At 71.6% G+C, this 18,740-nt stretch carries 15 protein-coding genes; 8 read left to right on the top strand and 7 right to left on the bottom strand.

Annotated elements, in window-relative coordinates; translation table 11 throughout:
• The first annotated feature begins 33 nt into the window (after positions 1 to 33).
• The 3 genes from ABH925_RS01745 to ABH925_RS01735 are packed head-to-tail and all read left to right on the top strand — an operon-like array spanning position 34 to position 2,665.
• Positions 34 to 1,074 (top strand): GSCFA domain-containing protein, encoded by a 1,041-nt coding sequence (locus tag ABH925_RS01745; RefSeq protein ID WP_370144810.1) that lies wholly within the window; start codon positions 34 to 36, stop codon positions 1,072 to 1,074.
• On the top strand, positions 1,037 to 1,732 hold the full coding sequence (locus ABH925_RS01740; RefSeq protein WP_370144809.1) for a hypothetical protein: 696 nt from the start codon (positions 1,037 to 1,039) through the stop codon (positions 1,730 to 1,732). The genes ABH925_RS01745 and ABH925_RS01740 overlap by 38 nt, the downstream gene beginning before the upstream one ends.
• Positions 1,733 to 1,792: 60 nt before the next feature.
• On the top strand, positions 1,793 to 2,665 hold the full coding sequence (locus ABH925_RS01735; RefSeq protein WP_370144808.1) for a TauD/TfdA dioxygenase family protein: 873 nt from the start codon (positions 1,793 to 1,795) through the stop codon (positions 2,663 to 2,665).
• Positions 2,666 to 2,756: 91 nt separating this feature from the next.
• Here the strand turns inward: ABH925_RS01735 and ABH925_RS01730 are convergent, their stop codons facing one another.
• Positions 2,757 to 3,476: a SpcZ gene (locus ABH925_RS01730; RefSeq protein ID WP_370144807.1), complete on the bottom strand. Its 720-nt coding sequence runs from the start codon at positions 3,474 to 3,476 to the stop codon at positions 2,757 to 2,759.
• A gap of 521 nt (positions 3,477 to 3,997) precedes the next feature.
• On the opposite strand from ABH925_RS01730, the gene lanKC reads away from it, so the two are divergent.
• The 4 genes from lanKC to ABH925_RS01710 all read left to right on the top strand — a co-directional run bounded on the left by lanKC (position 3,998) and on the right by ABH925_RS01710 (position 10,773).
• Positions 3,998 to 6,676, top strand: a complete 2,679-nt coding sequence (gene lanKC / locus ABH925_RS01725) for a class III lanthionine synthetase LanKC (protein WP_370144937.1) — start codon at positions 3,998 to 4,000, stop codon at positions 6,674 to 6,676.
• Positions 6,677 to 6,789: 113 nt separating this feature from the next.
• Positions 6,790 to 6,912, top strand: a complete 123-nt coding sequence (locus ABH925_RS01720; RefSeq protein ID WP_370144806.1) for a SapB/AmfS family lanthipeptide — start codon at positions 6,790 to 6,792, stop codon at positions 6,910 to 6,912.
• A gap of 181 nt (positions 6,913 to 7,093) precedes the next feature.
• Positions 7,094 to 9,007, top strand: a complete 1,914-nt coding sequence (locus ABH925_RS01715; protein ID WP_370144805.1) for an ATP-binding cassette domain-containing protein — start codon at positions 7,094 to 7,096, stop codon at positions 9,005 to 9,007.
• Between the two features lie 11 nt (positions 9,008 to 9,018).
• Positions 9,019 to 10,773: an ABC transporter ATP-binding protein gene (locus tag ABH925_RS01710; RefSeq protein ID WP_370144804.1), complete on the top strand. Its 1,755-nt coding sequence runs from the start codon at positions 9,019 to 9,021 to the stop codon at positions 10,771 to 10,773.
• 16 nt (positions 10,774 to 10,789) lie between these two features.
• On the opposite strand, the gene ABH925_RS01705 is transcribed toward ABH925_RS01710, so the two are convergent.
• From ABH925_RS01705 to ABH925_RS01690, 4 genes are all read right to left on the bottom strand, one after another.
• Complete coding sequence (locus tag ABH925_RS01705; protein ID WP_370144803.1) at positions 10,790 to 11,143, bottom strand: MmcQ/YjbR family DNA-binding protein; 354 nt, start codon at positions 11,141 to 11,143, stop codon at positions 10,790 to 10,792.
• Between the two features lie 213 nt (positions 11,144 to 11,356).
• The gene (htpG, locus tag ABH925_RS01700) at positions 11,357 to 13,291 is read right to left on the bottom strand and encodes a molecular chaperone HtpG (RefSeq protein WP_370144802.1); all 1,935 of its coding nucleotides are present in this window, start codon (positions 13,289 to 13,291) and stop codon (positions 11,357 to 11,359) included.
• Positions 13,292 to 13,349: 58 nt separating this feature from the next.
• Positions 13,350 to 14,342, bottom strand: a complete 993-nt coding sequence (locus tag ABH925_RS01695; RefSeq protein WP_370144801.1) for a Dyp-type peroxidase — start codon at positions 14,340 to 14,342, stop codon at positions 13,350 to 13,352.
• Between the two features lie 28 nt (positions 14,343 to 14,370).
• Entirely contained in the window at positions 14,371 to 15,066 is a 696-nt protein-coding gene (locus ABH925_RS01690; protein WP_370144800.1) for a formyltransferase family protein, read from the bottom strand.
• A 144-nt stretch (positions 15,067 to 15,210) separates the two neighbouring features.
• Between ABH925_RS01690 and ABH925_RS01685 the strand changes: the two genes are divergently transcribed.
• Complete coding sequence (locus tag ABH925_RS01685) at positions 15,211 to 16,413, top strand: glycosyltransferase (RefSeq protein WP_370144799.1); 1,203 nt, start codon at positions 15,211 to 15,213, stop codon at positions 16,411 to 16,413.
• On the opposite strand, the gene ABH925_RS01680 is transcribed toward ABH925_RS01685, so the two are convergent.
• Positions 16,341 to 17,561 carry a DegT/DnrJ/EryC1/StrS family aminotransferase gene (locus tag ABH925_RS01680; protein WP_370144796.1) on the bottom strand — a complete coding sequence of 407 codons (1,221 nt, stop codon included), beginning with the start codon at positions 17,559 to 17,561 and terminating at the stop codon, positions 16,341 to 16,343. The two genes, ABH925_RS01685 and ABH925_RS01680, sit on opposite strands and share 73 nt — an antisense overlap.
• Positions 17,558 to 18,574 (bottom strand): dTDP-glucose 4,6-dehydratase, encoded by a 1,017-nt coding sequence (gene rfbB, locus ABH925_RS01675; RefSeq protein ID WP_370144795.1) that lies wholly within the window; start codon positions 18,572 to 18,574, stop codon positions 17,558 to 17,560. Before rfbB ends, ABH925_RS01680 begins: the two co-directional genes overlap by 4 nt.
• Positions 18,575 to 18,740 lie beyond the last annotated feature (166 nt).

Below are 18,740 nucleotides of genomic sequence, written 5' to 3'. Positions count from 1 at the left end.
GACCCGCCGATCCGCCGACTGGAGACCGACTCCTTGAACCCCTACCAGGCACTGCCGGCGCGCTCGTTCTGGCGCCCCGCGGTGGCCGAGCCGGACCCGTTCGCCATCGACGACCTGTGGACGCCCGCGTTCACCCTCGGACAGGACGACCCGGTCCTGACCGCCGGCTCCTGCTTCGCCGCCCGGATCGGTCCGGCCCTGCTGGAGCAGGGGATGAACTGGTACGACGCGGAACCGGCGCCGCCGGGGCTCACCGAGGAGCAGCGCCGGGCCCGCCACTACGGCGAGTTCTCGTTCCGCACCGGCACCGTCTACACCCCAGCCATGCTGCGGCAGTGGCTGAGCTGGGCCTTCGGTCGATCGGCACCGCCCGAGGCGGGCTGGGTGGAGGACGGCCGCTGCTACGACCCCTACCGCCCGTCCGTCGAACCCGAGGGCCACGCGTCGGTCGAGGAGATGCTGGCGGCCCGCGCCACCACCCTCTCCGCCATCCGCCGTGCCGTCGGCGGAGCCCGCTGCCTGATCTTCACCATGGGCCTGACCGAGGCCTGGCTGGACCGGATCGACGGCACCGTTCTCCCGGCCTGCCCCGGCACCGTGCGCGGCGCTTTCGATCCCGGGCGGCACACGTTCCACAACTACGGCTTCGTCGAGCTGCACCGCGATCTGAGCGAGGCCGTCGCCCTGCTCCGGGAGGCCAGTCCGGAGCTGCGGGTGCTGCTCACCGTCTCCCCGGTTCCGCTGACCGCGACCGCCACCGGCGGTCATGCACTCACCGCGAACACCTACAGCAAGTCCCTGCTGCGGGCGGTGGCCGGCCAGCTGGCACTGGAGGACGACCACGTCGACTACTTCCCGTCGTACGAGCTGATCACCGGCGCTCCCTTCAAGAGCGCGTTCTACGCCCCGAACCTGCGCACGGTCACCCCCGAGGGAGTGGCGTTCGTGATGCGCCACTTCGCGGCCGCGTTCGGCCCCGGCCGCGACGCCACCGCGCCGCAGAGCCGTCGCCCGCTCGTCAAGGGAGGGGACAGCTGTGACGACGCCGTACTCGACTACTACAGCCCCCGCTAGGTTCCTGCTCCTGGGCGACTCGCACGCCGGACCGATAGGGCGGGCCGCACAGGCGGCCGGCATCCCGTTCCAGGGCGGCCCGATCGGCGCCGGGCGCGAGTTCACCGACGGTTTCTTCGAGCCGAGCGCGAGCGACGTCGCCTTCCACAACCCCGAGGCGGACGCGTACTACCGGGGTTTCCTGAAGGAACTGGACGCACCCGGCCTCGGCGGCCTCACCGTCCCGCTCGTGGCGACCTTCGGGTTCAGCGCCCACTTCATGGCCACCAGGGAGAACTGGCACGTCTACCGGCGACACGACGGCGGCTTCCCCGAGGGCTTCCTGACGAGCCCGTTGTTCGACGCCATCGTCTGCGCCATGGTGCGCGACGCGCTGGCCTTCTACCGGCACGCGTGCACCCTGGGCCTGCGGGTGCTGGCGGTGATGCCGCCGCAGCGGGTGCCGGGGCTGTCCGACCCGGCGGTGTTCATGGCGGCGCAGGAATGCGTTCGCCGGGCGGTCGTCGGGCTGGGCGTCGAGGTGGTCGACCTGCGGGCCCGGACGACCGGTCCGGACGGGTTCCAGCGTCCCGAGCTGTGCGAGGCGGACGACGAGATCCACGGGAACCTCGCCTCGGGCCGCCTCATCCTGGCCGATCTGCTGGCCCGCGGCCTGTAGCCGTCATCGCTTCTCCCCTCCCCCCTGTCGCCCCATCCCATCGCACAGAGAGACGACTTCATGGAGCAGTACGAACTGGACGCCATCAGAGGCATCACCACCCGGCCCGCACAGAAGTACCGCACCATCGCGGTCGACACGCTGACGCCGGTCATCGGCGCCGAGATCTCCGGGGTCGACCTCTCCCAGGAACTGACGGAGGAACAGCTGGCCGAGGTGAAGGCCGCGTTCCTGGACCACCATGTGCTGGTCTTCCGCGACCAGACCATCACCCCCGAGCATCAGAAGCGTTTCGCGGGCCACTTCGGCGAGCTGCGCCCGGTGAACCCGCCGCCGCCGGAGGGCGACCCGTACATCCTGGAGATCAGCACCACTCCCGAGGCGGAGAACGTCGCGGGCAACGGCTGGCACGCCGACGGCACCGCGGACGCCGAACCCTCACTGGGGTCGATGCTCTACATCACCCGCGTGCCCGAGACCGGCAGCGGCGGCGACACCCTGTTCGCCAACATGCACCTGGCGTACGAGATGCTGTCCCCGGTGATGCGGGACCTCCTCGACGGAATGACCGCCGTGCACGACGGCGCGATCGCGTTCCAGGGATACACCCCGCCCCCCGGGTACGTGATCCCCAAGGCCGAGCACCCGCTGATCGTCCGACACCCGGAGACCGACCGCAAGATCCTCTACGTCAACCCGGCCTACACCGGCCGCATCCCGCAGCTGTCCGCGGACGAGAGCCGGGCCCTGCTCGACATGCTGTTCAGCGTGGTGCCGCGCCGGCCGATCCTCAGCTGCCGGGTCCGCTGGACCCCCGGCACGCTGGTGTTCTGGGACAACCGCTGCGTCCAGCACCACGCGGTCTACGACTACTACCCGTTCACCCGCTACGGCCAGCGGGTCGCCATCAACGGCGGTCCGCTCAAGGCCTGAGGCCGCCACGGAGGAAGCCGCGCCCCGTCGAGCAACGACTCGGCGGGACGCGGCTCGGCCGGGCGCGCGGCTCGCGCGTGCGGTCAGCCGATCAGGCCGGGGCGCCGACGCCCGCCCGGGCCAGGCAGTCGGCGAGGCCGTCGGCCAGCCGCGAGCCGACCTCCTGACGCTTCACCACGTCCAGTTCGGCGTGCGCTCGGAGACACGCCTGCACCTGGGCGAACGGATAGGTCGCGGCGTAGGCGGTCGCGTCCGCCGCCGCGAAGGCCGCTGCCGTCGCCGCCGCGACCGCCAGGGCGTTCGCGTCCGCGTGGGCCCGGACGTTGGCCTCGGTGCTCGACCCGGCGTAGGTCTCGCCGTACTCGGTGGCCTCGATCTCGTCGTAGCCACGCGACAGAGCGAAGGCGCGCGCGGCCCCGGAGGCGGTGGCGTAGGCCTCCGCGTAGGCGTAGGCGTGCCGGTAGACCTCCCGCAGCGCCGGTTCGAGCGCGCTGCGCCAGTCCGGCTCGGCGACCTGTTCACCCGCCAGCGCCCGGAGGTGCAGCAGCCGCACCGCCTGGTGCGCCGCCGCGTCGCCGCCGCGCCGCGCGCTCGCCTCGGCGGTGAGCGGACCGAGGCCGGAGGCGTGCCAGTCGTGGACCACGCTGAACGGCACACCGTCCAGCCGCTCCAGTTCGCCGGCGACCCGGCGCGCCCAGACCTCGGCCCGCTCGGAGCCCATGACGTCGCAGAGAACCTCGGCCACCTGCGCCAACCAGCCGGGCACCCGCCCCTCGGGCAGCGTCGCGGAAGGTGTCTGAAGAGAGTTCAACTGCTCGGCTCCTGCGTCGGCATGGGACAGGGCATCCAGCGCTCGCCCGGCCCGGCGCGGCGCGCCGGTGTCACGGCTGGCGATCACCCTACCCGGGCGGTGGTCGCTCACGTCCTGCCCGGGGGTGTGTCCACCAGCGTTCGGATTCGGCCAGGAGGCCCGCCGGGCGAGGGTGGTGCGGATGTGACCGAGGTGTCCTGGAGTGGCTGAGGAAGAAGACTCTGCCGGCCACCGGGAAGCGTGCCGGCCGAGGGCCGGAAACGGAACCGGAGGCAGGCGTCCTCCCTTGCCGCAGCCCTGGGGCCGACTCGGCGCGGGGCTCCGGGAGAGCGGTCGACGGGGGCGTCCAAGCAGCGGTCCGCCGGGCCGGCGGCGGATGGTTGGTGGTCGATGGATTGAGCCAAAGCGCCCGGCTCCTCTGGCCCATGGCGTCGGAAGCCGCCTAGGCTCCTGGTCGTCGAGGAAGTGACGCGTACATGCCCCAGATGACAGCCCGACGAGCGAGGGGATCTGCCGTGGACATGCGCTACGAGGCCTACTCCTACGCCGATCCGGTGTTCTACGACTCGCCGGTCCGGTGGGGCTCGGTCGAGGAGTTCCCCCAGGTCGCGGCCCCGCTGCCGGCCGGGTGGACGGCCCAGGACCGGGGCGTGTGGGCCGCGGCGCACCCGGACGGGGTCCGGCTGCCGCTGCAGGGCTGGAAGATCCATGTCTCGGCCTGCCTGGACAACGCCGAGGAGATCCTGGACGTGGTCCGCGCCTACTGCCTGGGCGAGCGGATCTCGTTCAAGTACCTGCGCGGGCTGCCGATGCTCCAGGTGCAGAACGCCAAGTACGCCCCGCGCGGATCGAGCGGGAAGTTCTGCACCCTGTATCCGGCCGACGACGCCCAGCTCCAACGATGTCTGGTCGACCTGGGCGACCGGCTGCAGGGCCGTCAGGGCCCGTACATCCTCAGCGACCTGCGCTGGGGCGAGGGCCCGCTCTACCTGCGGTACGGGGCGTTCGCCGAGCGCTGGTGCCGTACCGGGACGGGCGAGCAGGTGCTGGCGTTCGCCGACCCCGAGGGCCGGCTGGTGCCCGATGTGCGGGCCGCCGTGTTCGAGGTGCCGTCCTGGGCGCCGGTCCCGGAGTTCCTCCAGCCCGTGCTCGCCGCCCGCGCCGCCGGCCGGGGACGGCAACTGCCCTACGCGGTCGAGAAGGCCCTGCACTTCTCCAATGCCGGGGGTATCTACCTGGCCCGGGACCGCGACTCGGGCGAGCAGGTGGTGCTCAAGGAGGCCCGTCCGCACGCCGGACTGGACCAGCGCGGAACGGACGCGGTGGCCCGCCTGCTGCACGAGCGCGACATCCTCGCCCGCCTCGACGGGCTCCCCTCGGTGCCGGGGCTGCGGGCCCATCTCACCACCTGGGAGCACCACTTCCTGGTGCAGGAGTTCATCGAGGGCCAGACCCTCAACGACTGGCTGATCCACGAGTACCCGCTGGTCCACCCGGACCCGGACCCCGCCGACGTGGCCGCCTACACCAGACGGGCCCTGGACATCCTCGACCGGGTGGAGCAGGGTCTCGACGCCATCCATGCCCGGGGCGTGGTCTTCGGCGACCTTCACCCGCGCAACCTGATCCTGCGCCCGGACGGCACGGTCGTCTTCGTCGACTTCGAACTGGCCAGCCCCATTGAGGAGTTCACCCGCCCGGCGCTGGGCGCGGCCGGATTCGCGGCCCCGGCCGGCCACACCGGCACGGAGCTGGACCATTTCGCGCTGGCCGCGCTGCGGCTCTGGCTCTTCCTGCCGCTTCCGCAGTTGCTGATGCTCGACCCGGGCAAGGCCGACGACCTCGCCGATGCCATCGAGCAGCGTTTCCCGATACCGGCCGGCTGCACGGCGCAGATCCGCGAACGCCTCGTGCCCCGGCCGACGGCCGTCCGGCCGGGCCTGGAGGCCCTCGGCCACCGCCGCGCGGAGCTGACCGCACTGCTCGCGGCCCCGCAGCCCGACTGGGAGGCGATCCGCGACTCGCTCGCGGCCGGCATCGGCGCAACCGCGACCCCCGACCGCACCGACCGTCTCTTCCCGGGCGACGTCGCCCAGTTCACCCACGACGGCATCGGCCTGGCCTACGGCGCCGCAGGCGTGCTCTACGCCCTGCACACCACCGGCGCCGGGATCAACCCCGAGCACGTCCGCTGGCTCATCCATGCCGCGCGCGCCAGACCGGCCACCCCCGGCCTGTACACCGGCGGCCACGGCACCGCCTACGTGCTGGACCTGCTGGGCGAGCAGGACGAGGCCCTCGACCTGCTGGAACGCCTCGCCCTGAGCCCGGTGGACGAGCTGGGGGCCGGGCTGGCGGGCGGCCTGTCCGGCGTGGCGCTGACCCTGCTGCACTTCGCCGCCGCGACCAAGGACGAGCGCCTGCTGGACCAGGCACTCGCCCTCGCCCACCGCGCCGACGCCGTCCGCGCCGACGCCATCCGGGCCGACGGCATCCGGGGTGACGGGCCGTCCGGCCCGGCAGCCGCCAAGGTCGGCCTGATGCACGGGGCCTCGGGCACCGCCCTCGCCTTCCTCCGCCTCTACGAGCACACCGGCGAGCCCGGGCTTCTGGACCGGGCCGAGGCGGCGCTCCGCCGGGACCTCGACCAGTGCGTGACGCATGCCGACGGCACCGTCCAGGTCCACGACGGGGCGCGGGTCCTGCCCTACCTCGAATCCGGCAGCGCGGGCATCGGACTGGTCCTGGAGAACCTGCTGGTCCATCGTCCCGACTCCGCTCTGGCCAGTCGTCAGGAGGCGGTCCGGCGCGCGGCCGAGCCCGAGTTCATCGTCCAGCCCGGGCTCTTCAACGGCCGCGCCGGACTGCTCGGCTACCTCCGCCTGCTGCGTCGGGGCGGCCCCGACACCGCGCGGGTCCTGGCGGTCGCGGACCGGCACCGGCGGCTCCTGGCCTGGCACCAGGTCTCCTATCACGGCCACCTGGCCTTCCCCGGGGACCAGTTGCTGCGCCTGTCGACGGACCTCGCCACCGGCTCCGCCGGGGTTCTGCTGGCCCTCGGCACCGCACTGGCGGACACGCCCTTCCTGCCCTGGAGCACCGCCGCGCCAGCCACGACCGCGCCAGCCCGGACCACCCGCGGCCGACCCGCACGGGAGAGCAGCACCGTCGCGTCCGGCGGATGTGCCGCAGTCGGATGAGCCGCAGTCAGCACACCGGGCCCAGGGCCCACCATCGGGCACGGCCACCGTGCCCCCACCTGCCGCCCGGCCGACCGGCCGGGGGAACGCCGCACCAGTGAAGGAGAACAGTCATGGAGATTCTTGAGCTGCAGGGCCTGGAACTGCCCGAGGCCGTCGGTGAGGAGCAGAACGAGAGCACCCTGAGCGTCATCAACTGTGGTGTCAGCACCACCAGCACCATTCTCTGCCTCTGATCCCCACGGCCAACACGACACGCACCTGAACGTCACCGGCACGCGGTGAGAACCGCTCCGGTCATGGCCGGCCCCGGGGGCATCCGCCCCCGGGGCCGGCACAGCGACGCGGGCCCCGCGCGAGCGCCCGGGACACCCGTGCGGCCCGGCCCCACCAGCCCTCAAGCAGAAAGCGCCCCAGATGGGAGCGGACCAGCCGGACGCAGAGCCGCACACAGCCCCGGACGCGGCGCCGTACGCCGACCCGGACACGGAGCCGGACGCAGTGCCGATGGCGGAGCCGACCGAAGCGCTGCGCGGTCGGCGTGGTGACCGGCTGCTGCGGCAGTGCACCCGCGCAGGTGCGGTGCCCACCGCCGCCCTGCTGCTCTCGGTCGTGGTGAGCACCACGGCGGCGGTCCTGCTGCCCGCCGCCCTGGCCCGCGCGGTGGACGCCGGACTCAGCGGCTCCCGCAACGACGCGGTACCCGTCTTCCTGACCCTGCTCGGCGTCCTGACCGCGGCGGAGACCCTGACCCAGTTCGCCGAACCCTGGTGCGCCGCGCACAACACCGGCTATCTGAGCCGCCGTCTGATCCGGCACTGCCTGGCGATCGGCGTTCCGGGCACCCACCGCTACACCACCGGCGATCTGGTCGGACGCCTGGTCACCAGCGCGCCCGAGGCGGGTGCCGCGAGCGCGGCCCTGGGCTACGCCGCGGTCCAGACGGCCGGTTCCCTCGGTGCGGTCGTCGCCCTCGCGCTGATCGATCCCTGGCTCGCGGTGGTCGTCCTGCTCGGCGCGCCGCTCGGCTTCGTGATGGTCCGGCTGTTCGTACGGCGTGCCTCGCTGGTCGCCACCGACTACCAGCGGGCGCAGGCGGCGCTGGTGAACCGGCTGCTCGACGCCCTGGCCGGGATCCGCACCATCAACGCCAGCGGCACCCGGGACCGCGAGGTCGAACGGGTGCTGGCACCCCTGCCCGAACTGAACCGGGCCGGACGCGCCCTGTGGGAGAGCCAGCGCACCGTGCTCTGGCGGACCGGTCTGCTGCTGCCGATCCTGCAGATCACCGTGCTGAGCGTGGCCGGTGCCGAGGTCGGCGCCGGGCAGGTCAGCCCCGGGCAGTTGCTGGCGGCCGTCGGCTACACGACGCTCGCGCTCGGATTCCTCGGCAGCGCCCAGAGCCTGCTCGCCCTCGCGCGGGCCAGGGCCGGAGCGGTCCGCATCGCCGACGTGCTCGCGCACCCGACGATGGTCCCCGGCGACCGTCCCCTGTCCGAGGGGCCGGGCGAACTGGTCGTCGAGGACGTCACCGTGCGCCTCGGGTCCACACCCGTGCTGCGCGGACTGTCCCTGCGCGTCCCGGCCGGCACCAGCGTCGCCCTGGTGGGCCGCACCGGGGCGGGGAAATCCACCCTCGCGGCGGTGATCGGCCGGCTGATCGACCCGGACGAGGGCCGCGTGCTGCTGGACGGCGTCCCGCTGCGCGACCTCCACCCGCACGACCTGCGCCGCGCGGTCACCTACGCGTTCGCCCAGCCGGTGCTGCTGGGGGACACCGTCGGCGACGCCCTGGCCTTCGGCGGTCCGCCGACGCCGGACGCCGCACGGGTACGCGAAGCCGCGCGCACGGCCGACGCCGACACTTTCGTCGCACGCCTGCCGCACGGCTACGACACGCCCCTGCGCCGCGCGCCGATGTCCGCGGGCCAGGCACAGCGGCTGGGACTGGCGCGGGCGATCGCCCACGCCGGACGCCTGCTCATCCTGGACGACGCCACCTCCAGCCTGGACACCGCGACCGAGGCCCGGGTGAGCACCGCCCTGCGACGCGCCCTGCCCGGACGCACCAGGGTCCTGATCGCCCACCGGGTGACCACGGCGGCCGACGCCGACCTGGTCGCCTGGCTCGCCGACGGCCGCCTGCGCGCCCTCGCCCCGCACCGCACCCTGTGGGCCGACCCGTCCTACCGAGCCCTGTTCAGCCCCCACCCGGCCGACGGCACTGCCGCCCTCACCGCGCCGGACAGCACAGATCCGGACAGCACAGATCCGGACACCACAGAGACGGGCGCCATCCCGCCGCGCCACGCGAGCGCGAGGTCCGAGTGAACCGGACCGGGATGCGGAAGACCGGAAGGAACCGGGCGAGGGTCGGCCCGACCGGCTGGGCACTGCTCTGGGGTCAACTGCGGCTGCGCAAGCGCCCGCTGGTCCTGATGACGGCCTGGACCGCGGCGGAGGCGCTCCCCGCCGCACTGTCCGGACGCCTGATCGCACAGGCCCTGGACGCGGGCTTCCTGGCCGGCCACGTCGCCGCAGGCATCGGCTGGCTGCTCGCCCTCGGCGCCGCCACCGTCGTCGGCGCCTGGGGCCAGCGCCAGGTGTACCCCCACCTCGCCGACGTCGTCGAGCCGCTGCGCGACGCCCTCACCCGGCGCGTCGTGACCGCCACGCTCAGCGCGCCCCAGTACGCCCTGGCCCCCGACACCACCGCGGTCTCCCGCCTCACCCGCCAGATCGAGACGGTCCGCGACTGCGTCGCCGGCCAACTCCTCGTCATCCGCCATTTCGCGATCACCGCGGTCTTCGTCATCCTCGGCGCCGCCTCGCTCGGCACCGCCTTCCTGCCCCTGATCGGCATCCCGCTGGGCGCGGCGCTGCTGCTCTTCGTCCTGCTGATGCCCCTGCTGGCCACCCGTCAGTACGCGCTGCTGGCAGCCGAGGAGGAGTTCGCCCACCTCGCCACCGAGAACCTCACCGCCCTGCGCGACGTCATCGCCTGCGGCGCCGCCGACCGCAGCGGTACCGTCCTGGACGACTCCGTCAGCACCCAGACCCGCGCCCGGTACGCGCTGGCAGGCATCGGAACCCTGCGTCGCCTGGCCGTCGGCGTGGGAGCCCACCTGCCCGCGGCGCTCATCGTGATCGACGCCGCGCGCCTGGTCCGCCACGGCCTGCCCCCCGGCGCCGTGGTCGGCGCCCTCGCGTACCTCACGCTGAGCCTCGAACCCGCCCTGCGCACCCTCGTCCAGGGCATCGGCGCCTCCGGCCTGCGGCTGACGGTGGCCCTGGACCGCCTCGCCCGTACCACCTCCCAGGCCCCGGCCGAACAGCCCCCCGAGCGTCCTCCGGCAGTCGGCGCCCGCAGCCCGCAGGGGTCCGGCGTCGACCTCGACCACGTCACCTTCGCCTACCACCCGCAGGCCGAACCGGTGGTGGACGCGCTGACGCTGTGCCTGGCGGACGGCGAGCACCTCGCCCTGGTCGGGCCCAGCGGCACGGGCAAGTCCACCGTCGCCAACCTGGTCGCCGCGCTCACCACCCCGACCGGCGGAGCGGTCCGCCTCGGCGGAGTGCCCCTGGACACCCTCCCACCACGGGAACTCGCCACCCTCAGGACGCTGATCCCCCAGCAGGCCTACGTCTTCGACGGCACCGTGCGCGACAACCTCGGCTATCTGCGCTCCGACGCGACCGACCACGCGATGGGCCGCGCCGCCGAGCTGCTCGGCCTGGCCCCCCTGCTGCACCGCCTCGGCGGACTGGGCGCGCACCTCGACACCCGGGCCCTCTCCTCCGGTGAGAAGCAGCTGATCACCCTGGTCCGCGCCTACCTGTCCCCGGCCGCACTGGTCATCCTCGACGAGGCCACCAGCCACCTCGCCCCCGCTGCCGAGGCCCGGATCGAGGAGGCGTTCCGCGCCCGCCCCGGCACGCTGATCGTCATCGCCCACCGCATCAGCTCAGCCCAACGCGCGGACCGCGTCCTGCTGATGGACGGCCCCGGCACCGCCACCGGCACCCACCGCGAACTGCTGGCCAACTCCCCCACCTACCGGGAGCTGGTCGGTCACTGGACCGGCGAGCCCGGTTGAACGCGGACGGACGTCGTCACCGGCCCGTCCCCGGCGGGAGGTAGGTGTCGGCGAGCTCGGTGGGCGCGGCCTGGCGCCAGGAGTCGACCAGGATGTCGCGGAGCTCGTCCAGTCCTTCCAGCGCCTTCAACCGGACCCGCACCCAGGAGGAGTTGGCCTCGTGCGGCGGCACCCAGAACTTCTCCGGCTCGGAGGCCATCAGCTCGTAGCGGTCGATCCTGGGGCAGCGCACGGCAAACGACGTCCCCTCGTCGGGGACGGTGACGAACATGCGGCCCGCGACGTGGAAGGTCGGGTGGTTCCAGAGTTCCCGCTCCACCGTCTGCGGCAGGGACAGGGCGATACGACGGACGTCGTCGGCGTCGAGCACGGTGGTTGCCTTCCCTCTTCCATCGGCACGTGGGGATACCCGCGGGGGTGGGCCGGCGCACCCGGGGCGGGCCCGCGCACGGGATGGCGACTCCGACAGTGTACGGCGCGCCACCCCGCCGTACCCGGCGCCGCACCCCGACGACCACGGGGTGCGGCGCCGCACGGAACGCTGCCGCCGAATGCTGCCGCCGCCTGTTACCGCCAACGGCTCCTACAGCGTGCGCTCCAGGCGGTCCGCCATCAGCGTGATGAACCGCGACGGGTCCTTGAGTTCGCCTCCCTCTGCGAGCAGCGCCATGCCGTACAGGAGTTCCGCCACCTCGGCGGTGCCGGGCCCGTCCGGGGCCTCGGTGTGCGCCCGGTTGAGGCCGCTGACCAGCGGGTGGTCCGGGTTGAGTTCGAGGATCCGCTTGGCGCGCGGCACGTCCTGGCCCATGGCCCGGTAGAGGTTCTCCAGGGCCGGCGTCGCGTCGTTCGTGTCCGAGACGACGCAGGCGGGCGAGACGGTCAGCCGCGAGGAGAGCCGGACCTCCTTCACCTCCGCGTCCAGCTGCCCGGTCATCCAGGTCAGCAGCTCGGCGAACTCCTGCTGCCGCTTCTCGCGCTCGGCCCCGGCCTCCTTCTTCTCCTCCTCGGTGCCGAGGTCCACCTCGCCCTTGACGATGGACCGCAACTGCCGGCCGTCGAACTCGGGAACGGACTCGACCCAGACCTCGTCCACGGGGTCGGTGAGCAGCAGAACCTCGATGCCCTTGGCCCGGAAGGCCTCCATGTGGGGCGAGTTCTCGATGCTCTGCCGGGACTCGCCGGTCACGTAGTAGATGTGCTCCTGCCCGTCCTTCATCCGCTCCACGTACTGCTTCAGGGCGGTCGGAGCCTCCGGGTCCGCCGTCGAGGCGAACGAGCAGACGCCGAGGATGCTGTCGCGGTTCTCGAAGTCGCTGAGCAGCCCCTCCTTCAGGACCCGGCCGAACTCCCGCCAGAAGGTCAGGTACTGGTCGGGCTCGCCGGCCATCATCTCCTTGAGGGTGGACAGCACCTTCTTCACCAGCCGGCGGTGCATCATCTGGATCTGGCGGTCCTGCTGCAGGATCTCGCGCGAGACGTTCAGCGACAGGTCCTGCGCGTCGACCACACCCTTGACGAAGCGCAGGTACGGCGGCATCAGCTCTTCGCAGTCGTCCATGATGAACACGCGCTTCACGTACAGCTGCACGCCGCGCTTGTGACCCTGCATGAACAGGTCGTGCGGCGCCTGCGACGGGATGAACAGCAGCGCCTGGTACTCGAAGGTGCCCTCGGCCTGCAGCCGGACCGTCTTCAGCGGGTCGTGCCAGTCGTGGCTGATGTGCTTGTACAGCTCGTGGTACTCGTCGTCGGACACCTCGTCGCGCGAACGCGCCCAGAGCGCCTTCATCGAGTTCAGCGTCTCCGGCTCACGCGGCACGGGCGGCTCCTCGTCCCCCTCCGTCGCCGCGGTGGCGGTGTCGGGGCCCTCGGTGGCCATCCTGATCGGCCAGGTGATGAAGTCCGAGTAGCGCTTGACGATCTCCTTGATCTTCCAGGGAGAGGCGTAGTCGTAGAGCTTGTCCTCGTTGTCCACCGGCTTGAGGTGCAGCGTGACCGTGGTGCCCTGCGGCGCCTCGTCGACGGTCTCGATGGTGTAGGTGCCCTCACCGCTGGACGTCCAGCGGGTGCCGTGCGTCTCGCCGGCCCGCCGGGTCAGCAGGGTGACCTGGTCGGCGACCATGAAGGCCGAGTAGAACCCGACGCCGAACTGCCCGATCAGCCCCTCGGTGGCGGCCGAGTCCTTGGCCTCCTTGAGCTCCCGCAGGAACGTCGCGGTACCGGAGTTCGCGATCGTCCCGATCAGCTGCACCACCTCGTCGTGCGACATCCCGATGCCGTTGTCGCGCACGGTGAGGGTGCGGGCGTCCTGGTCGGCCTCGATATCGATGTGGAGGTCGGAGACGTCGGCGCCCTGCGCCTCGTCGCGCAGGGCCTCCAGGCGCAGCTTGTCCAGCGCGTCGGAGGCGTTGGAGATGAGTTCGCGCAGGAACACGTCCTTGTTCGAGTAGATCGAGTGGATCATCATCTGCAGGAGCTGGCGGGCTTCTACCTGGAACTCGAACGTCTCAGTCGGCATGGTTTGCGATTTCCTTCTCAGGTCACCAGGTGACGGGAGTTGACCCGGACACTCTAATTCACTCCCCGGCCGAACCGATCACCTGACCGGCCGGCTCCGCGGCCTCGGGCAGGTCGGCGAGGAGGTCGGCCGTGGGGGTGAAGAAGAGGCCGCCGGTCACGGCGGTGGAGAAGTCGAGGATCCGGTCGTGGTTGCCGGGCGGGCTGCCCAGGAACATGTTCCGCAGCATCTGCTCGGTCACCTCGGGGGTACGCGAGTAGCCGATGAAATAGGTGCCGAACTCGCCTCGCCCCACCGCGCCGAAGGGCATGTTGTGGCGCAGGATCTGCTGCTGGGAACCGTCCGGCCCGGTGACCGTGGTCAGCGCCACGTGCGAGTTCGACGGCTTGACGTCGTCGGCCAGCTCGATGTCCGACAGCTTGGTACGGCCGACCGCACGCTCCTGCGCCTCGGTCGGCAGCCGGTTCCAGCTGTCCAGGTCGTGCAGGTACTTCTGTACGACGACGTAGCTGCCGCCGGCGAAGTCCGGGTCCTCCGCGCCGATGGAGACCGCGGCCAGGGCGGCCCGGCCGGCCGGGTTCTCGGTTCCGTCGACGAATCCGAGCAGGTCGCGTTCGTCGAAGTACCTGAAGCCGTGGACTTCGTCGACGACGGTGACGGCCCCGGCCAGCCGGTCCGTAATCCGCAGGGCCAGCTCGAAGCACAGGTCCATCTGCCTCGCCCGGATGTGGAACAGCAGGTCACCGGGTGTCGCCGGGGCCCGGTGCCGGTCACCGGCCAGCTCCCGGAACGGGTGCAGGCCAGCCGGCTTCGGACCGCTGAACAGTCGTTCCCACGCCGTCGAGCCGATACTGGTCACGCACGACAGCCCGGCCGAGGGCACCCGGAACCCGACCGACCGCCGAAGCCCGGCAAGGTCGGCCAGCACTTCCCTGACCACGGGTTCCCCGCCCGGATCGATCGTCGCCACGAGGAACACCGCCGCACTGCTGAGCGGCGCAAGGACGTCCTGCGGCTCGGAGTCGAGCGGCGACGGCGGCACTGCGGTCATACGGGCACACTCCAGAGGTCCAGACAACTCACCGTGCTGACCCGTCAAGTCTGGCGCAGGCAGCCACCGCCCGCGTGTAGATCACGCGCGTCGTGCCGGGATGTCGTCGGGTCCAGTCGCTGCGGTCGCCCAGTTGGGCGTTATCTCGGCTGTGGTGGGTCACTGCGAGGGCTTCGTCCTGCTCGCGGGGGGCGATGTGATCGAGGCGAGGCAACGTGTCGGAGATGAGGAGGCGCCCGTGCGCCATGGAGCGCTGCCAGACATCGTAAACTTCGTCGGTCTCGGGCCAGATGGAGAACAACGCTTCGGCCAGGACCGGCCCGGTGTCGACTCCGGCGTCGATGGCGTGAATGGTCACGCCGTGCAGGTTCTCTCGGTTCCGGAGGGCCCAGTTCACCGGTCGTACCCCCCGGTAGTGGGGGAGGCGGCCGGGGTGGAAGTTGATGATGTGTTCGGCGCGGTCGATGAGGTCGGGGCCGATGATCCGGTCGTAGAGCACGCTGAAGACGAGGTCGAAGTGTCCCTCCAGGTCGTGCCAGTCGCCCGAGCGCACGAGGCACGTTGCGGGCCAGCGGTCGGTCACGTAGCCGGACAGGCGGATATCCCAGTCGGGCTCCTCGGCCACAGGGACCACGGTGTCCAGAACGGTGTCGGGCAGTGCTGCGATCGTCTCGCAGGCGTGGGCGGCCAGACTGCCTTTACCGAGCACGGCTGCACGCTTCACGTTGCGCCGCCCCCTCTCCTCAACTGCGTTCAGTAGATGAATGGTTCACTTCACATGGGCGAATAGCCTGCTATCGTCCGGCAATATCCCAATCGTCCGTCAGGCCGGGGCCAGCCTCGGCACAGCCAGACAGGAACTCCCGCCATGTCCAGCGACCCCGTCAGCGACCTGCCGTTCGGCCCGGAGCGGGCGTTTCGCCTGATCGTGTCGGGAGGCGGCACCGGCGGACACACCTATCCCGCGCTGACTGCGGTGCGGGCGCTGGCCGCACGGCTGGCCGCACACGGCCGTACGCTGGAGGTGCTGTGGGTCGGGACCGCCGGGAGCCTTGAGGAGCGCGTCGCCACGGACGAGGGCATCGCCTTCGCCCCGGTGGCCACGGGCAAGATCCGCCGATCCAGCAACCCGCTGAAGATGCTCTCCGTGGCGAACGCGAAGGACATGGGCCGGGTGCCGCTGGGTGCCGCGCAGGCCCGTTCGATCGTCGCCGACTTCCGCCCCGACGTGGTGCTGGGCACTGGCGGCTACGTGGCCGTCCCCATTGGCCTGGCGGCGAAGGTGTGCCGGGCGCCGTTGGTCATCCATGAACAGACCGTCCGGTTGGGTCTGGCGAACAAGGCGTTGGCCCGGGCAGCGGCCCGGGTGGCGGTCTCTTCGGAGGCGTCGCTGGCATTGCTGCCCGACTCCGCCCGCCGCACCGCCGTGGTGACGGGCAACCCGGTGCGTCCGGAGGTCCTTGTCGGGGAGGCGGACAAGGCCGTCGCGGCGCTCGGCCTGTACGGGTTCGACCGCACGCTGCCGACCGTGTATGTCACCGGCGGTGCGCAGGGCGCCCGGCAGATCAACCAGGCCGTGGCCGCCGCCCTGCCGTGGCTGCTGGAGCGGGCCAACGTGATCCACCAGAGCGGGCCAACCGCCGTCGGGGAACTGACCGCCCACGCTGCCACATTCCCGGCCCACCTGACGGCTCGCTACTTCGTCACCGGCTTCATCGGCCCGGAGCTTCCCGACGTTCTCGCCCTGGCCGACGTGATGGTCTCCCGCAGTGGTGCCGGCACCATCGCGGAGATCACTGCCTTGGGCAAGGCATCGGTACTGGTTCCACTGGCCACATCGGCCGGCAACGAGCAGGCCCACAATGCCGCTCACCTGCAGCGGGCCGGGGCCGCCGTCGCGCTGCTCGGCGAAGTGAGCCCGGAGGCGCTGTGCGAGGTCGTCGCACCGTTGCTGGCCGACCCGGGGCGGCGCGCCGAGGTGGCGCGCCAGGCGCGTGCTCACGGCCGCCCCGAGGCGGCCGAACTGCTGGTCGACGTACTGCTGTCGGTCGTCGCCGAGGGCCGCCCGTAGCGCGCGGACGTGGACGCACTGGTTCGGGTGGCGTGCAACGCGTGGCCGAGCACGGTGACGACGTGGACCACGTCCGTGGTGGTCATGGCGGGGTGAAAGGGCAGGCTCAGGATTTCCAGCGCCACCTGCTCGGTGGCGGGCAGGTCGCGACGCCACTGCGCGAAGGCGGGCTGGAGGTGGTTGGGCGGGTAGTGCACGCCCACTGCTACCCCCTCGGCGTGCATCAACTGGAAGACGTCGTCCCGTCTCGGGACACGGACCACGCAGTTGAAAGGGACCGCGCTGTCGATGCCGACGTCGACCAGAGCCGCCTGGTCGAGGTTGTGCAGAGCAGCCCGGTAGGCCCGCCACAACGTCTTTCGTCTGGTCTCCAGTGTCCCGAAGTGCTGCAGCTGAACCCGCCCGATAGCAGCGTTGATACCCGACAGCGGTGCGCGGAGCCCGATGCGCTCGACCGTGTAGGCGGTAGTCCGCAAGCGCTCGCTCTGCGGTTGGGCGATGCCCAGAAGCCGCAGACCGCGCGCAGCCTCGGCCTCCTGCTCGGTGCGCGGCACGATTGCTCCGCCTTGACCGCAGGTCAGCTGCTTGATCGGGCCGAACGAGAAGCACGTCGTCACCTGCGGGCGTGCCCCGACCCGCTGAAGGCCGCACCGGGAGCCGAACGCCTGCGCGGCGTCCTCCACGATCGTGACGCCAGAAGCCGCGAGGGTGTCGTGGACGGCGCTCAGATCTACGGCCCGCCCGCCATACAACACGGGCATGACCGCTCGCGTGGCCGGGGTGACGGCCTCCATGACAGTGCGTTCGGTCATGCACAGCGTGACGGGGTCGACCTCGGCAAAGCGCGGGACCGCGCCGCACATCACGATCGCCTGGACGCTCGCGCAGAACGTCATCGACGGCACTACCACATCGTCACCGGCCCCGACGCCCGCCACGAGCAAGGCGATGTGGAGCGCGTCGGTGCCCGATGCCACAGCCACCACGTCAGGAACGCCCAGAAACTGCGCCACCTCGCCCTCGAACGCCTCCGTTTCCCGGCTGTGCCCGTACTGGCCCTCGGCCAGCACCGCAGCGACCGCGTCCGCCTCGGGGCCGTGGATGAACGGCCTGGCGTTGACACCGGCCTGCGTGGGGTTCAGCGTCATCCGGATCTCCCTTCCACAGCGGTGGGCGCGGCCAGTTCGAGCAGGGCGGTTGGCTTGCGCAACATCGGCGCCCACCGGTCGGGGTTGGTGCGGTACCACTCCACGGTCTGCGCCAAGCCCGTCCGGAGGTCGTGACGCGGCTGGTAGCCGAGCGCCTGGACCGCCTTGGAGCAGTCCATCGAGTAGCGCAGGTCATTGGCGGTCCGGTCGGGGATGTAGGTGACCGCCTCCCAGGTGGCGCCGCAGGCGTCCAGGATCATCCCGGTCAGTTCGCGGCTGGTCAGGTCGGTTCCGCAGCCGAGGTTGTAGACCTCGCCAGGAGTGCCATGACGCAGGACCAGCTCGACTCCGGCGCAGTGGTCGGCGACATGCAACCAGTTGCGGACGTGCTGCCCCCGGCCGTGCAAGGTGACCTGCTCCCCCTTGAGAAGCCGGGTCACGAACAAGGGGATGATCTTCTCCGGGTGCTGGTGGGGCCCGTAGTTGTTGCTGGAGCGGGTCACACACAGCGGCAACCTGCTGGTCTGCCAGTATGAGAGCGCGATCAGGTCGGAGGCGGCCTTGGACGCGGCGTAGGGGACCGAAGGGCGCAGAGGTGCGTCCTCGGCAGCCGAGCCGGACAGTAACGGTCCGTAGACCTCGTCGGTGGAGACATGGACGAAGCGTTCGCCGCCGTGGCGCTGAGCGGCGTCCAGCAGGGTCTGCGTGCCCATCACGTTGGTGGTCAGGAAGGTCCCCGCCGCGTAGAAGCTGCGATCGACGTGGGACTCGGCGGCGAAATGCACCACCGCCTCGTGCCGCTGGACCAGTTGGTCCACCAGCGGCCGGTCGAGGATATCGCCCTCGACGAAGGTCAGCTTGGGCGAGAGGAACGCCTCGCCCAGGTTGTGGATGTGCCCTGCATAGGTGAGTGCGTCCAGAACGGTGACCTGGCCGATGTCGTTGGCGGGCAGGATTCGCTTGACGAAGTGCGAGCCGATGAACCCGGCTCCGCCGGTGACGAGTACGTCCATGGTGGTGAACCAATCCGGGAGGGCCCGACATCGTCCGGCCAGCCGCGTTGCAAGGGCGAGATCAGGGAGTCGAGCAGTTGTCGGCGACGGGTCGCTCGTGGCTGGTCGGGCAGCGGCAGCTCCGCCCACACCCGCTTGCCCGTCGCGGTAGTGGCTGTGCCCCAGC

The organism is Streptacidiphilus sp. EB129 (genome assembly GCF_041262645.1).
Taxonomy (GTDB): domain Bacteria; phylum Actinomycetota; class Actinomycetes; order Streptomycetales; family Streptomycetaceae; genus Streptacidiphilus.
The sequence above is the reverse complement of the archived record's forward strand: the minus strand, read 5'-3'. Positions and strand labels throughout refer to the sequence as shown.